The 14486-nt window shown below is 70.8% G+C and carries 16 protein-coding genes and 1 pseudogene; 13 read left to right on the top strand and 4 right to left on the bottom strand.

Annotated elements, in window-relative coordinates:
• Nucleotides 1–3: 3 nt before the first annotated feature.
• Nucleotides 4–312: a hypothetical protein gene (locus ABFX54_RS48000; RefSeq protein ID WP_346113810.1), complete on the bottom strand. Its 309-nt coding sequence runs from the start codon at nt 310–312 to the stop codon at nt 4–6.
• Here ABFX54_RS48000 and ABFX54_RS47995 point away from each other — a divergent pair.
• From ABFX54_RS47995 to ABFX54_RS47955, 9 genes are all read left to right on the top strand, one after another.
• Entirely contained in the window at nt 311–763 is a 453-nt protein-coding gene (locus ABFX54_RS47995; protein ID WP_346113809.1) for a hypothetical protein, read from the top strand. The two genes, ABFX54_RS48000 and ABFX54_RS47995, sit on opposite strands and share 2 nt — an antisense overlap.
• A 59-nt stretch (nt 764–822) precedes the next feature.
• Nucleotides 823–966 (top strand): hypothetical protein, encoded by a 144-nt coding sequence (locus ABFX54_RS47990; protein WP_346113808.1) that lies wholly within the window; start codon nt 823–825, stop codon nt 964–966.
• 308 nt (nt 967–1274) lie between these two features.
• Nucleotides 1275–1604 (top strand): PadR family transcriptional regulator, encoded by a 330-nt coding sequence (locus tag ABFX54_RS47985; RefSeq protein WP_346113807.1) that lies wholly within the window; start codon nt 1275–1277, stop codon nt 1602–1604.
• Nucleotides 1605–1606: 2 nt separating this feature from the next.
• Nucleotides 1607–1996 carry a DUF1048 domain-containing protein gene (locus ABFX54_RS47980; protein WP_346113806.1) on the top strand — a complete coding sequence of 130 codons (390 nt, stop codon included), beginning with the start codon at nt 1607–1609 and terminating at the stop codon, nt 1994–1996.
• On the top strand, nt 1996–2760 hold the full coding sequence (locus tag ABFX54_RS47975; protein ID WP_346113805.1) for an ABC transporter ATP-binding protein: 765 nt from the start codon (nt 1996–1998) through the stop codon (nt 2758–2760). The genes ABFX54_RS47980 and ABFX54_RS47975 overlap by 1 nt, the downstream gene beginning before the upstream one ends.
• Before the next feature lie 11 nt (nt 2761–2771).
• A complete protein-coding gene (locus ABFX54_RS47970) occupies nt 2772–3536 on the top strand; it encodes an ABC transporter permease (protein ID WP_346113804.1) in 765 nt (254 codons plus the stop codon).
• Between the two features lie 12 nt (nt 3537–3548).
• Entirely contained in the window at nt 3549–4748 is a 1200-nt protein-coding gene (locus ABFX54_RS47965) for a cytochrome P450 (protein WP_346113803.1), read from the top strand.
• A gap of 107 nt (nt 4749–4855) precedes the next feature.
• On the top strand, nt 4856–6196 hold the full coding sequence (locus tag ABFX54_RS47960) for a serine hydrolase domain-containing protein (protein WP_346113801.1): 1341 nt from the start codon (nt 4856–4858) through the stop codon (nt 6194–6196).
• A 77-nt stretch (nt 6197–6273) separates the two neighbouring features.
• The gene (locus ABFX54_RS47955; protein WP_346113800.1) at nt 6274–6426 is read left to right on the top strand and encodes a DUF1707 SHOCT-like domain-containing protein; all 153 of its coding nucleotides are present in this window, start codon (nt 6274–6276) and stop codon (nt 6424–6426) included.
• Here the strand turns inward: ABFX54_RS47955 and ABFX54_RS47950 are convergent.
• The 3 genes from ABFX54_RS47950 to ABFX54_RS47940 are packed head-to-tail and all read right to left on the bottom strand — an operon-like array spanning nt 6416 to nt 10197.
• Nucleotides 6416–7561, bottom strand: coding sequence for an FAD-dependent oxidoreductase (locus ABFX54_RS47950; protein WP_346113799.1), 1146 nt, complete (start codon nt 7559–7561; stop codon nt 6416–6418). The two genes, ABFX54_RS47955 and ABFX54_RS47950, sit on opposite strands and share 11 nt — an antisense overlap.
• Before the next feature lie 21 nt (nt 7562–7582).
• Nucleotides 7583–8587, bottom strand: coding sequence for a Rossmann-fold NAD(P)-binding domain-containing protein (locus tag ABFX54_RS47945; protein ID WP_346113798.1), 1005 nt, complete (start codon nt 8585–8587; stop codon nt 7583–7585).
• The gene (locus ABFX54_RS47940; RefSeq protein WP_346113797.1) at nt 8584–10197 is read right to left on the bottom strand and encodes a CocE/NonD family hydrolase; all 1614 of its coding nucleotides are present in this window, start codon (nt 10195–10197) and stop codon (nt 8584–8586) included. The genes ABFX54_RS47945 and ABFX54_RS47940 overlap by 4 nt, the downstream gene beginning before the upstream one ends.
• 170 nt (nt 10198–10367) lie before the next feature.
• Here ABFX54_RS47940 and ABFX54_RS47935 point away from each other — a divergent pair, with 170 nt between their 5' ends.
• The 4 genes and pseudogenes from ABFX54_RS47935 to ABFX54_RS47920 form a co-directional block, all read left to right on the top strand.
• Nucleotides 10368–10826: a GbsR/MarR family transcriptional regulator gene (locus tag ABFX54_RS47935; RefSeq protein ID WP_346113796.1), complete on the top strand. Its 459-nt coding sequence runs from the start codon at nt 10368–10370 to the stop codon at nt 10824–10826.
• Between the two features lie 355 nt (nt 10827–11181).
• A complete protein-coding gene (locus tag ABFX54_RS47930) occupies nt 11182–12531 on the top strand; it encodes a TrkH family potassium uptake protein (RefSeq protein WP_346113795.1) in 1350 nt (449 codons plus the stop codon).
• Between the two features lie 281 nt (nt 12532–12812).
• Nucleotides 12813–13715, top strand: coding sequence for an ABC transporter ATP-binding protein (locus ABFX54_RS47925; RefSeq protein WP_346113794.1), 903 nt, complete (start codon nt 12813–12815; stop codon nt 13713–13715).
• Nucleotides 13712–14486, top strand: a pseudogene (locus ABFX54_RS47920) (ABC transporter permease); the annotation flags it as partial. The gene ABFX54_RS47925 and the pseudogene ABFX54_RS47920, both read left to right, overlap by 4 nt.

The following is a 14486-nucleotide window of genomic DNA, read 5'->3' as shown; positions in this document are numbered from 1 at the left end:
TCTCTACTTCTTGATCGGCGACTGCACATGTCGGCCGACCAGAACACCGGCGCCTCGATAGTTTGAAGCGGTCCGTGCGGTAGTCGACTGACGCACCGCGGAGCCGACGAGGTCCCGGCCGTCGCGATCGGCGCCTCCAGCCCGTTCCGGGGCCTCATGAACCCTCCGTTTCAGCCCCGTCACCGCCGTGTCCCGGTGGACGTCTTCGCCGGCAGTGGCCAGTCTCCCGGCCGCGCGGCGAGCGCTCGCGAGGGCATCGATGAACTTGGGCGCATACCCCGAATCGGCGAGTTCGCTGTCGAGCGTACGCATGTCGCACCTCGCCGGCCTGGTCGCGGTCGACGCCTTCCCGGTCGGTCCGACCGGCGGGGGCGGCGCGGAGCGAATCCGCAAGCTGTTCCGGCGCAGGCGGTTGTTCATCCCGGTCGCCGCCAGGGTGGGCCTGGCCGCGCGGATGAGCGCCGACGAGCACGCTGAGGTCAACATCGAGCTCAACGAGATCGCCGCCGCCAGCGTGCCGGTCCTCGAGCGGCTGATCTGCCCGGTGTGGTTCGTCCTGGCCGCGGGTGACAGCCTCGGGAGCCAGGAAGGGGAGATGGAACAGGGGCGGAAGGCGCTCGATCCGGTGCTCGCCCATGACCCGAACATCAAGGTGAGCGCGAAGGTCGCGAGCAACCACAGCGAGATCCTTCGCAACGACTCTCCCGCCGTCGTCCAGGTCGTACGCGAACTCGCCGCCGCCCACGGCCACTCGGTCGGCTGAACAGTACGTTTTCGCGTAGTTGTTCGAGCTGCTGGCGTTGGAAATGCATATGTAAGGACGTGGCCGGGCCGGCCTCGGGGGCCGTGCTCACCTTCTCCTATCGGCAGGTCATCGCCGCCTTCCCCGACGGCGGCGGCGCGTGCGGGGAGGCCAGGACCCACCTCGGACGGCGGGCCGGCCTGGTGGCGGGGCATCCCTGGTGATCGACTGCGTGCTGAACGTGGTCGTCTCGGTCGCCGCCGGGGGTGGCCGCGCTGACGTCATAGGCCGCCTTGGCGCCCGCGACCCGCGCCAGTCCCGTCCGAGTCGGGGGCGAAGAGCCACAACCCCTACGCGAACCAGGCGCACCCCGTCGGGATCTTGGCGCTCTGGAAGGGGCGGCCTGCGGCGCACGGGATCGCGTCACGGGCGAGAGTGCGCCGAAACTATTCGGTGTTGCTAGGTACCGGTAGTAGGTGTTACTTTGTACCAGTACTCAGCGACACCGAATAGCGGCAGAAGGAGGACGGCGATGAGCAGGCAAGTGACGGAGATGCTCAAGGGAACGCTGGAGGGCATCGTTCTGGCGATCCTGTCCGGCCGGCCCGCCCACGGCTACGAGATCACGGCGTGGCTGCGTGCCCAGGGCTTCGCCGACATCGCCGAGGGCACCGTCTACGCCCTCCTGGTCCGCGTCGAGCGGCGCGGCCTGGTCGACGTGCGGAAGGTGCCGTCGGAGAAGGGGCCGCCGCGCAAGGTGTACTCCCTCAGCGCCCAGGGACGCAAGGACCTGGACGAGTTCTGGAAGACCTGGGCCTTCCTGGCCGAACGGCTCCAACGACTTCGCAAAGGAGACAAGTAGACATGGCTGACGAATCCAAGAGCCGGTACCTGCAGTACCTGGAGCTCGTCACCGGGCCCCTGGAGGAGAAGAAGCGCTGGCGGCAGTACAAGGCCCGCGTCAAGGGGCTCCCCGACAACTACCGCACGGCGGTCGAAGCGATGGAACGGTACCTGATGCACTTCGGGCCGGCCGACGGCGCCGGCGCGATGACGATGTACGAAGACCTCATGGAGCTGTTCGAGCGGAGCGCGGCGGACGGCACCCCGATCCGCGACATCTTCGGCGACGACCCCGTGGAGTTCGTCGAGGCGTTCATGGCCAACTACCCCCTCGGACAGTACCGGACCCGCGAGCGCAACCGCTTCACCAGCGCCATCGAGCGCGCCGCGCAGGACGACAGGAAACAGTGATGACGACCCAGAAAGCTCCGGCGATCCAGGTGCACGGCCTGGAGAAGTCCTACAAGGACCTGCACGTGCTGCGCGGCGTGAACTTCGAGGTCGCGCGCGGCAGCATCTTCGCCCTGCTCGGCTCCAACGGAGCCGGCAAGACCACGGCAGTGAAGATCCTGTGCACGCTGCTCAAGCCCGACGCCGGCACCGCCCGCGTCAACGGCTTCGACGTGGCCACGCGGGCGGCCGACGTCCGCGAGTCCATCAGCCTCACCGGCCAGTTCGCCGCCGTGGACGAGATCCTCAGCGGGCGCGAGAACCTCGTGCTGGTCGCCCGCCTGCGCCACCTCAGGAACCCCGGCCAGGTCGCCGACGACCTGCTCGCCCGCTTCTCGCTCACCGACGCCGGCGCCCGCAAGGTGGCCACCTACTCCGGCGGCATGCGCCGCCGCCTCGACATCGCGATGAGCCTGATCGGCGACCCGCCCGTCATCTTCCTGGACGAGCCCACCACCGGCCTCGACCCCCAGGCCCGCATCGAGGTCTGGCAGGCCGTCAAGGAGCTCGCCGAGGGCGGCACCACGGTGCTGCTCACCACCCAGTACCTGGACGAGGCCGAGCAGCTCGCCGACCGGATCGCGATCTTGCACGAAGGCCGGATCATCGTCAACGGCACCCTGGACGAGCTCAAGCGGCTGCTGCCGCCCGCCAAGGTCGAGTACGTCGAGAAGCAGCCAACCCTCGAGGACGTGTTCCTGTCCCTCGTCGGCACGAAAGCCTGAGGAACCCCGCCATGAGCAAGCACTTCTTCGGCGACACCACCGTCCTGCTCGGACGGTCCCTGCGCCACATCACCCGCAGCCCCGACACCATCATCACCACCGCCATCATGCCGATCGCCATGATGCTCATGTTCGTCTACGTCTTCGGCGGTGCCATCAGCATCGGGTCCGGCACCTCGTACGTGAACTACATGCTGCCCGGCATCCTGCTCATCACGGTCGCCTCGGGCATCGCTTACACCGCCTACCGGCTGTTCATGGACATGCAGGGCGGCATCTTCGAGCGCTTCCAGTCGATGCCGACCGCCCGCTCGTCGGTGTTGTGGGCGCACGTGCTGACCTCGCTGGTCGCCAACCTGGTCTCGCTCGTGATCGTCATGCTGGTGGCCCTGCTGATGGGCTTCCGCTCCAGCGCCGGAGTGCTGGCCTGGCTGTCGGTGGCCGGCATCCTGGTCCTGTTCACCCTGGCGCTGACCTGGATCGCCGTCATCCCCGGCCTGTCGGCCAAGACCATGGAGGGCGCGAGCGCGTTCTCCTACCCGCTCATCTTCCTGCCCTTCCTCAGCTCGGCCTTCGTGCCCACCGACACCATGCCCACGGTCCTGCGCGTCTTCGCCGACAACCAGCCGGTCACCTCCATCGTCAACGCCATCCGCGCCCTGTTCGCCGGGCAGCCGGTCGGCAACGACATCTGGGTCGCGCTGGCCTGGTGCGTCGGCATCCTCGTCGTCGCCTACGCCTTCGCCATGAGTACCTACCGCCGCAAGATTTCCTGAAAGGGACAGACCATGACCCACACCCTCCCCTCGATGCCCACCAGCCGCACCTCCGGCTGTCCCTTCGACCCGCCCAAGGAGCTGATCGACGCCCGGGAGCAGAGCCCGATCAGCCGTTTCACCTTCCCCGACGGCCACCAGGGCTGGGTGGTCACCGGCTACGACCTGACCCGCTCGATCCTGGCCGACCCCCGCTTCAGCTCCCGCCGGGAGCTCATGCACCACCACCCGGTCATCGACTACGGCGACATCGAGGTGCCCCCGGCGCCGCCCGGTGAGTTCCTGCTGATGGACGAGCCGCAACACGGCCGCTATCGCAAGCCGCTGGTCGGCAAGTTCACCGTCCGCCGGATGCGGTTGCTCACCGAGCGGGTCGAGCAGATCACCGCCGAGCACCTGGACGCCATGGAGAAGGCCGGGCCGACCGTGGACTTGGTGACGGCGTTCGCCAAGCCGATCCCGGCCATCGTGATCTGCGAGCTGCTCGGCGTGCCGTACGAGGACCGGGGTTTCTTCCAGGACCACATCGACAAGTTCCTCGGCGGCGAGGCCAGCGACGAGGAGGTGGGCACCGCCTACGTCGCAGTCCAGCAGTACCTCGCCGAGCTGGTCGCCGCCAAGCGCGCCAACCCCACCGACGACGTGCTCAGCGACCTGCTCGACAGCGACCTCACCGACGAGGAGTTGCAGGGCATGGCCCTGATCCTGCTGTCGGCCGGCTTCGACACCACCGCCAACATGCTCGCCCTGGGCACCTTCGCCCTGCTGCAGAACCCCGACCAGACGGCCGCGCTACGCGCCGACCCGTCGCTCACCGACCAGGCGGTGGAGGAACTGCTGCGTTACCTGACGGTCGCCAAGCAGTTCTTCCGGGTCGCGCTGGAGGACGTCGAGCTGGGCGGCCACACCATCACCGCCGGCTCGACGGTCGTCCTGGCCCTCAACACCGCCAACCGCGACCCCGCCCGCTTCACCGACCCCCACACCCTCGACATCCACCGGCAGGACGGCGGCCACCTGGCCTTCAGCCACGGCATCCACCAGTGCCTGGGCCAGCAGCTCGCCCGCGTCGAGATGCGCGTGGCCTTCCCGGCCCTGCTCAACCGCTTCCCGACCCTCCGCCTGGCCGTACCGGCCGAACAGGTCGCCCTGCGCCCGGAGATCGCCGACATCTACGGCGTCAAGAGCCTCCCGGTCACCTGGGACGCGTAACCACGAAGCGGACGTGGGCAGCTCAGTCGCCAGAGCCGCGAAGCCGGCGCTTGCACCGTCACACCAGATGATCCCGAAATCTTGGACCAATTGAGAGGAATGACGTCATGCCCAACGGAACACCCGAGCAGGGAAACATCGGGCGCCGGACCGTGCTGAAGGGCATGCTGGGCGCCGGCGCGCTCGCCGGCACGCACGCCGCCCTCACCGGCCCCGCCGGCGCCTCCGTGGACGACGGCGAGCGCGGCGTCGAGCACGGCTGGGGAAAGGTCGCCGACGCGTTCCGCAAGAACTTCCAGAATCCTGGCGAGGTCGGTGCGGCGTGCAGCGTCTACGTCGGCGGCCGCCCTGTCGTCAACCTGTGGGGCGGCCTGGCCGATCGCGAGGCGCGGCGGCCATGGCGCAAGAACACCATCGTCCAGGTCGCCTCCACCACGAAGGGCGCCACCGCCATCTGCGCCCACCTGCTGGTCCAGCGCGGCCTGCTGGACCTGGACGCCCCGGTGGCGCGCTACTGGCCGGAGTTCGCCGCCGCCGGCAAGGAGCAGATCCCGGTGCGCTGGTTACTGTCGCACCAGGCCGGCCTGCCGATCGTGGACGGGCCGCTGACGTTCGAGCAGGCGTGCGCCTGGCACCCGGTCATCCGCGCGCTCGAAGCGCAGAAGCCGCTGTGGCAGCCGGGCACCGAGCACGTCTACCACAGCGTCACCTACGGATTCCTGGTCGGCGAGGTCGTCCGCCGGATCACCGGCAAGTCGCTCGGCACCTTCTTCGCCGAGGAGGTGGCCGCCCCGCTCCGGCTGAGCGCCTGGATCGGGCTGCCGGAGAAGCAGGAGAAGCGGGTGGCCCGGCTCCACGAGGCCGCCCCGTTCAGCTACGAGGAACTGCTGGCCGGGCTGATCGCGACCACCGGCCTCGACGCGGACACGGTCACCGCCTGGGTGAACGCCGTGTGGGCGCCGGGCTCGGTCCAGGCCCGCGCCGGCGATCTCGCCGGCGCCCTGACCGACCCCGCGGTCTACGCCACGCGCGCCTGGCGCGCCGCCGAGTTCCCGGCCGCGAACATGATCGCCGACGCCCGGTCGGTGGCTCGCATGTACGCCGCCACCGTCAGCGACGTCGACGGGGTACGACTGCTCAACCCATCGACCGTCGAGCGGATGACGGACGTGCAGACCGACACGACGCGGATGCATGGGCTGCCGCCCGGCCTGAACGTTCCGGCCGACCGCTCGTTCTGGATGTCGCTCGGCTTCTGGCGGGCCTGCCAGCCGATGCCGATGACCGGGCCTGCGTCGTTCGGGCACCCGGGCTCCGGCGGCTCGATCGGCTTCCCCGACCCCGACGCCGGCGTCGGCTTCGCCTACGTCACGAACCTCTGGAACTACCGGCCCGACGACCCGCGCGCGGCAAACCTGGCCACGGCCGTCCGCGCCTGCCTCGGCTGACGGCGGCCCGGCACCCGGTCGAGATCGGGCATGGCCGGCCCGGGGGTGTCGCTCCGGGCCGGCGGAAGGAGAACCTGATGACGCAAGAGTTCCCCGTGCGGGGTCTGGAGAAGACTTCCCCGCGGGCGCTGCGCGCGTCCGACGCGGACCGCGACCGGGTCACCGAGCTGCTGCGCGCCGCCGTCGCCGACGGCCGGCTCGACATCGGGAGCGATCCGGTCAGCCCTTGATGAAGCGGCGGGTCATGTGCCGGCGCACGGGCGGCAGGGCGGCGAGGCGCAGCGGCAGCTGAGTCAGCCACAGCAGGACCGGGTTGGCGGGGGCGTAGACGCCTTTGACCCGGCGGCCGAGCTTCTGTTTGCGTTCGGCTTCGGGCCGGATGGCGGCCTCCCAGGCGGCCAGGGCGGCGGGGACGTCGCAGGGGCGCTTGGCCAGTTCGGTGCCGAGCCGGTCGGCTCCGCCGACGGCCAGCGCGGAGCCGTACCCGGCGAACAGGGTGACGCACCAGGCCGCGTCGCCCAGCAGCACCACCCGGCCGTTGCTCCAGCGCGGGGCGACGACCTGGCTGATGGTGTCGAAGTAGACCGACTCGGCCCGCGCCAGAGCGGCGAGGGCTTCGGGAATGACCCAGCCCAGATCGCCGTAGACGCGTCCCAGCTGGGTGGCGACATCCTCACCGGGACGGGCGTGCTCGGCCCGGTAGCCGAAGAAGGCGACGTTGCGGCCATCGCCGACGCTGATGAAGGCCGCGGTACGGCCGTTGGACGACAGGGTGCCGGTCGCGCCGGGCGCGATGGTGTCGGGCCGCCGATCCAGCATGAAGACGGCGACCCTGTGCTCCAGGTCGAGCAGGAAGTCCTCTTCCGGGCCGAAGGCCAGGGCGCGGGTGGCCGAGTGCAGGCCGTCGGCGCCGATCAGCAGGTCGGCCTCCTCGACGGTGCCGTCGGTCAAGCTCACGCGGACGGCCTGGTCGTCCTGGTCCACGTGCGTGAGGGTGGTGCCGAAGCGGATCTCGGTGCGGCCGCGGACCTTGTCGTACAGGACGGCTTCCAGGTCGCCGCGCAGGATGGTGATGGAGCGCGGCCCGGTGGTGGCGGCGATGGTGGCGCGGTCGAGGGAGAAGCGGCGTTCGCCGTTCGGCTTGTGGTAGACGAGTTCGGTGGTGTCGAACGCCTGGGCGCGCAGGTCGGCCAGGATGCCCATGCGTTCCGCAGCGTCGTAGCCGATGCCGCCGAAGGTGACGGCGTAGCCGCCGCCGCGGCGGGCGGGCGCGCGTTCGACGATGAGGGTGTCCCAGCCGGCCTGGTGCAGGCGCAGGGCGGTGGCCAGGCCGGCGATGCCGGCTCCGATGATGATGGCGCGCATGATGAGGGGCTGCCCTTTTCGTCAGTGGGAGAGCTGGGCGAGCAGCCGCTGTTCGGCGGCGGCGTCCAGCCAGGTGTCAGGGGAAGGGGCGTCCGCGCGGGGCGTGGGGTCGCCTTCGGCCTGGAGCCAGGCCCAGGTGCCGGCGAGGGTCTCGCGTAGCGGGCGCGTGGTGAGGCCTTCGGCCAGGGCGGCGCTGACGTCGGCGTCGTGCATACCGCTCGGGACGCTGCCGTCCGGCAGCCGCAGCCCGAGCTCCATGCCGAGCGGCAGGCCGTAGTGCTGGAGTAGCTCCGGCGGCGCCCACACCAGTTCGGTGTCGAAGCCGGTGACCTCCAGCGCCGTGGTGAGCAGGTCGCCGAGGGTGATCGCGCCGGGTGGGCCGGTCACGGTGAAGGCGCCGGCCAGGCCGCGTTCGGCCGAGGAGAGCATCCAGGTGGCCAGGTCGCGGACGTCGAGGTATTGCAGGGGCGTGTCGGCGGGAGCGGGGGCCAGGATGCGGCCGCCCCTTTCCAGGCGGCGCAGCCACCACGGGATACGGCCGACGTCCTCATACGGGCCGAGGATCATTCCGGCCCTGGCCAGCAGCGCTCGTCCGGCGAAGGATTCGGTGACGGCGAGTTCGCCGCCGCGCTTGGCTGCGGCGTAATCGGCGGCGTCCTGACTGGCGGGGTCGCCGTCCACGAGCGGGGCGCTCTCGTCGGCGGCGGGCGGCCAGGGCCAGCGGTGCACGCCGCGGCTGGAGACGTAGCCGTAGTGCCCGGCCCGGCCGGCCAGCAGGCGGGCGCTGTCACGGACCGTCCGAGGCGCCCAGGCCCAGGTGTCAACGACCGCGTCCCATTCTCCGGCGCCCAGCGCCCGGCGGACAGCCTCGGGGACGGTGCGGTCGGCGATGAGCGTCTGTACTCCGGGCGTGGGTTCGCGGCTGAGGCCGCGGTTGAGCGTGCTCACCTCATCCCCGCGCTCCAGCGCGGTCTCCACGACGGCGCGGCCCACGTGGTGGCTGCCGCCGAGCACAAGGACTTTCATGATGCTCCCGACATGAGGGGCAGCCAGAGGGCTGAGGGGTTGTGGTGATCGTGGAAGATCTCGTGCTGTGAGGCGCGCAGGCCTTGTCCGGTCGCGAGCGGTTCGCCGGTGCCGGGGTTGCGGCCGAAACGGGGGTGGGCGCCGCTGGAGACCTGCAGCCGGATGCGGTGGCCGCGCCGGAAGCGGTGGGCCATCGGCCACAGGTCGATGTCGGCGACGCGGATGTCACCGGGCTCGTGCAGCCGGACGATGCCGTCGCACACGTTGACCGATCGGCCCCGCGTGTCCACGTCGCATATCCGGGCGAAGTAGTCGACGTGCGGGTTGGCCGAGCGCGCGTGCAGCCTCACGCGTACCGGGCCGACGGCTTCAACGTCTTCGCCCAGCGGCGTGGTGGTGAAGGTGAGCACGTCAGCTCTGGCCTCGACGGAGCGGTTGTCCTTCGCGCCCGCCGACAGGCCCACTTGCGTGCCGCCGATGGTGGGGGTGGGGTCGGTGGGGTCGTAGCGATAGCGGCTGGGCGCGGCATGGCCGTCGTGCCGGGTTCGGCTCAGCCCGCCGCCCGGGTGCAGGAACCAGGGGGTCGGCTGGTGCGCGGGCGGCCAGGCGGGCACGTCGATCCAGCGGCCCGCGCCGGTGACGAACAGCCGGACGCCCGAGGGCGCCTGCCGTCCGAGCAGCGTGGCGTCCAGTGCGGCGAGCGCATCAGCCAGCCCTTCGCGGGTGTAAAGCCCGCGACCGTGCCCCCACGGGCCGACCAGCAGCCGCACGCTCCGACCGGCGGCGAGTAGGGCGGCGTGGTCGGCCAGCATTCCCGGCAGGAAGAAGTCGTGCCAGCCGCCCTGCAGATGCACCACCGGCGGCATCCGCGCAACGTTGGCACGGTGATCGGTGCTCGCCCAGTACGGCTCGGCGGGACTGTGGCCGACCCAGTCCCGAAACCACGGCACCAGGTGCCCGGTCAGTGCCTGATCGGCCTCCACCAAGGGGAGGGTGAGCGTGGCGCGCGTCAGCCGCCGCGCGGCGCCGACCAAGCCGGCCATCTGGCGCGCGATGCCGTAGCCGCTGGTGAACATCCGCTCCACCAGCTGTACCCAGCCCAGCGCGTTCCCGGTCGCGAACGCGCCGCCCGGGTACATGAAGCGTTCGGCGAAGGAGGACGGCGCGTCCTGGATCAGCGCGATCTTCCATTCCGGGATTTCGCGGGCGGCCAGCTCCCACTGCACGAAGCCGAGGTAGCTGGCACCCCAGGTGGCCAGCTCGCCGCCGAACCACGGCTGGGCGCGCAGCCAGCTCAGCGTGCCGTCGCCGTCGGCCGGGTCGATGACGAACCCGTCGAAGTGGCCGCCTGAGCCGGCCGTGCCACGCAGGCTCTGATACAGCACCTGGTAGCCGCGCTCGGCCAGCAGCGCCGGAAGCCGGTCCAGGGCGTTGCCCCGGCCGTACGGGCTGCGCAGCAGCACCAGCGGCGGCCGGTCCAGATCGGCCGGGTAGTAGTGGGTGGCCAGCAGTCGCACACCGTCGGCGGCCGGGATCTTCACGTCGCGGCGCACGCGCACCTGGTGACGCAGGGCGGGGCGCACACCGTACAGACGACTGAGCAGGGTCATGACCGGTCAACTTCCTGTCGAGGCTGATGGGAGGTCACATCGCCGACCAGGCTTCCCGGCACACCATCGAACCTCTCGGGGAGGCCGATGCGCGAACTATACCGACTTTTCAGAAATTTCTGAAGGGTCGGTGTGTTCGGTATTCTGTTTCTCCTCAAGGAGGCGAACACGTGAGCGACCGGAATGAGCAGTGGCAGGCGGCGGAACGGCTGGCCCTGACCCTGATTGAAGGCGGACTGCAGCGCATGGCCGCGCGCACCCTGGCCGTCTTCCTGTTCACCGACCAGGAGAGCGTCACCGCCGGCGAGATCGCAATACGGCTGGAGGCCAGCGCGGGCTCGGTGTCGGGCGCGATCAAGTCCCTGGCCACGGTCGGGCTGATCGAACGCCTGCCCTCACCCGGCAGCCGGCGCGAGCACTACCGGCTCCGCGACGACGCCTGGGCCACTCTGTTCACCAGCCAGAACACCGTCATCCAGGCTATGCTCCAGGCCGCGGCCGCCGGGATCGCCGCCACCGACGAGAGCGGACCCGCCCATCAGCGCCTGGCCCAGATGCACGCCTTCTACGACTTCCTGCTCAGCGAGCTCCCTGCGCTGCTGCAGCGCTGGCACCGGCAGACCCGATGACCACAGTCCGGCCGGCCCGCATCCGGAAATCTCAGCCTTTGCCAACCCGGTACGGGTTTCGCGATTCATACGTCTTCTTGACGCCTTGCCCTCCTCCGCTGCCCCTGTGGCCTGGGTAAGGTGCGAGGCGTCTTGACGGGGTCTGCTGAAGGGTGCCCTTCATGGTGCTGGCGCAGCGGTCGGTCGCCGACCGCGCCGTTCACGGCCGGCAGGGCTACGGTCCAGGCCGCGCTCGTGTCGGGTTCCCGATCTGCGCGGTCGTGGCCTGGCCGCTCCGGATGACTCGCAGGCTCTGTGCGCACAGCCCGGGTGCGGGGGTTGTCGTGGACCGGCTCGGCGCGCATGTGCCTGCGGCATGAGACGGTGGCCACGGGTCCTTGACTGGTTCCAGCACCCGGCGCGGGTGATCGTCACCGGCTTCGGGATGGCGGTCGTGATCGGCGCGGCTGTGCTCGCCCTGCCGATCGCCACCGAGTCAGGGGAGTCGGCCGGTCTGCTGGCCGCCCTGTTCACCGCCACCTCGGCGGTGTGTGTCACCGGGCTGGTGGTCGTGGACACCCCGACGCACTGGTCGATGGTCGGGGAGAGCGTGATCGCCGGGCTCATCCAGGTCGGTGGGCTGGGCATCATGACCCTGGCGACCCTGTTCACCGTCCTGGTGGCCGGGCGTCTCGGGCTGCGTGCCAGGATCTTCGCCCAGGCCGAGACCAAAACGCTGAGCATGGCTGACGTGCGGCACGTGGTCCGGCGCGTGGTGGTCTTCAGCCTGCTGTGCGAGGCCGTCACGGCGGTGATCCTCACCGGCCGGTTCTTGCTCGGCTATGGCGAGCCGTGGGGCCGAGCCGTCTATCTGGGGGTCTTCCACGCGATCTCGGCCTTCAACAACGCCGGCTTCGCTTTGTGGCCGGACAGTGTGATGCGCTTCGTCGCCGACCCGTGGATCTGCCTGACCATCGCGGCCGCGGTGATCGTGGGCGGGCTCGGCTTCCCGGTGGTCTTCGAGCTGCTGCGCGGTTGGCGCCGGCCCCGCCGCTGGTCGGTGCTGACCAGGATCACCGTCGGCGTCACCGCCGTCCTGCTGGCCGCAGGGACGCTGGTCTTCCTGGCCGCGGAGTGGCACAACCCCAAGACGCTGGGCACGCTCGATGACTCCGGCAAGCTGCTGGCCGCCTTCTTCGCCGCTGTCATGGCGCGTACCGCGGGCTTCAACAGCGTCGACATCGCCGGCATGGATCCCACCAGCTGGCTGGCCACCGACCTGCTGATGTTCATCGGCGGCGGCAGCGCCGGCACGGCGGGCGGCATCAAGGTCACCACGTTCGGCCTGCTCGCGTTCGTCATCTGGGCCGAGATGCGCGGCGAGCGCGAGGTCAACGTCGGTCATCGCCGCCTGCCGGAGCCGGCGCAGCGGCAGGCTCTGGCGATCAGCCTCATCAGCGTGGCGCTGGTCGCGCTGTCGACGTACCTGCTCCTGGCGCTGACCTCGCACAGTCTGGACCGGGTGCTGTTCGAGGTCGTCTCGGCCTTCGCCACGGTCGGCCTGTCCACCGGGATCACCGCCGATCTCCCACCGGCCGGCCACCTGTTGCTGGTGATGCTCATGTTCATCGGCAGGATCGGCCCGCTCACCCTGGGCACAGCCCTGGCGCTGAAAGACCGGGCCCGCCGCTACCAGTTGCCCGAGGAGCGCGTCATCGTCGGCTGAGGTGAGGAGACGGCGATCCGATCGTGGTGCTGATCGGGGTGCCTGATCGCTCGCACGCGGGCCGAGGCGCTCACCCGGCAGCAGGGACGCGTGCAGGTGCCATGGGGTCGGACCGGAGGTGCCCTGCCGCAGATACGCCGCGTGCCGCGGCAAGGACGGCCCGCGAGATGTGGCGTGGCCGGCATCTGGAGGAGACAGGGCGGCGCTGTTACTGTCCTTGGTGGAGCGCCGGGAAGTCTGGTCGGCAACGTCATATCGGACCGGCTTCGTGGAGGCGCCCCATGGCGAGCAGTCCCGCCATCCTCATCAGCGGCTTGACCAAGTCTTTTGGTACGGCCCGTGCCCTGGACGGGCTCGACCTGGTCGTACAGACCGGCGAGGTCCACGGCTTCCTCGGCCCGAACGGCTCGGGCAAGACCACCACCTTGCGGATCCTGCTCGGCCTGCTGCGCGCCGGCTCCGGGCACGCCGAACTGCTCGGCGGGCACCCCTGGCGCGACGCGGTCGAGCTGCACCGGCGGCTGGCGTACGTGCCCGGCGACGTCGTGCTGTGGCCCACCCTGTCCGGCGGCGAGGCCATCGACCTGCTCGGCCGCATGCGCGGCGGGTTGGACAGGCGGCGCAAGACGGCGCTGCTGGCGCGCTTCGCCCTCGACCCCGCCAAGAAGGGCCGCACCTATTCCAAGGGCAACCGCCAGAAGGTGGCCCTGATCGCCGCGCTGGCCTCGGACGTCGAGCTGCTGCTGCTGGATGAGCCGACCTCCGGGCTGGACCCGCTGATGGAGGCCGCTTTCCGCGAGGTCATCGGTGAGGAACGCGGCCGCGGCCGGACGGTGCTGCTGTCCAGCCACAGCCTGTCGGAGGTCGAGGCGCTCTGCGATCAGGTCACGATCATCCGCGACGGTCGGACGGTGGAGAGCGGCACGCTGGCCACTCTGCGTCATCTCACTCGCACCACCATCGACGCCGACCTCGACGCCGTCCCCGGCGGCCTGGCCGCTGTGGCGGGCGTGCACGGCCTGACCGTAGACGGCTCCCGGGTCCACTGCCAGGTCGACGGCGAACATCTGCAGGCGGTGCTGCGCCTGCTCACCGGCTCCGGGGTGCGCGCGCTGACCTGCCGGCCGGCCACCTTGGAAGAGCTGTTCCTGCGCCACTACCAGGCCGCGGCAGGACCGGCATGACCGGCATGACCGGCACGCCGACGTTGGTACGGCTGGCGCTGCGCCGTGACCGCGTAGCGCTACCCGTCTGGACCGTCGTGATCGCCGGAGTCATCGTCGCCAGCGCCGCGGCCATCGCCGAGCTGTATCCGCAGGCAGGTCAGCGCATCGCGCTGGGCCTCACCATCAGCGCCACCCCCGCCCTGCAGGCGCTGACCGGGCCGGTGTTCGACGCCGGCTCGGTCGGCGGGCTGACCGCCTGGCGGGCCACCACCGTGACGGCCGTGCTGGCCGCGTTGATGAGCATCCTCATGGTGACCCGGCACACCCGCGCGGAGGAGGAGAGCGGCCGCGCCGAACTCATCGGCGCCGGACCGATCGGCCGCCAGGCGATCCCGGCCGCGGCGGTGCTCCTCGCCGCGGCCACGAACCTCCTCATCGTCGTGCTCATCACGGCGGGTCTGACCGGCCAGAGACTGCCCGCGGCGGGCGCGTTGGCCTTCGGCGCCGCGGTGGGCGGCACCGGCTGGGTGTTCACCGGCGTCGCCCTCCTCGCCGCCCAGCTCACCACACACGCACGCGCCACCAACGCCTTGTCCGCCGCGGTCCTCGGGCTGGCCTTCCTGCTGCGCGCCCGCGGCGACGCCGCCAAGGTGGAGATCCTCGCGTGGCTGTCCCCGCTGGGCTGGGCCCAGCGGGTGCGAGCCTTCGCCGGCGAGCGCTGGTGGGTGCTCGCGCTGCTCGCCGCCACCGGCCTGGCGCTGGGCGCGGCGGGGGCGCTGCTGGCCAGGC

It is taken from the genome of Nonomuraea maheshkhaliensis, from assembly GCF_039529435.1.
GTDB classification, from domain to species: domain Bacteria; phylum Actinomycetota; class Actinomycetes; order Streptosporangiales; family Streptosporangiaceae; genus Nonomuraea; species Nonomuraea maheshkhaliensis.
This window is presented reverse-complemented; position numbering and strand designations above follow the sequence as displayed.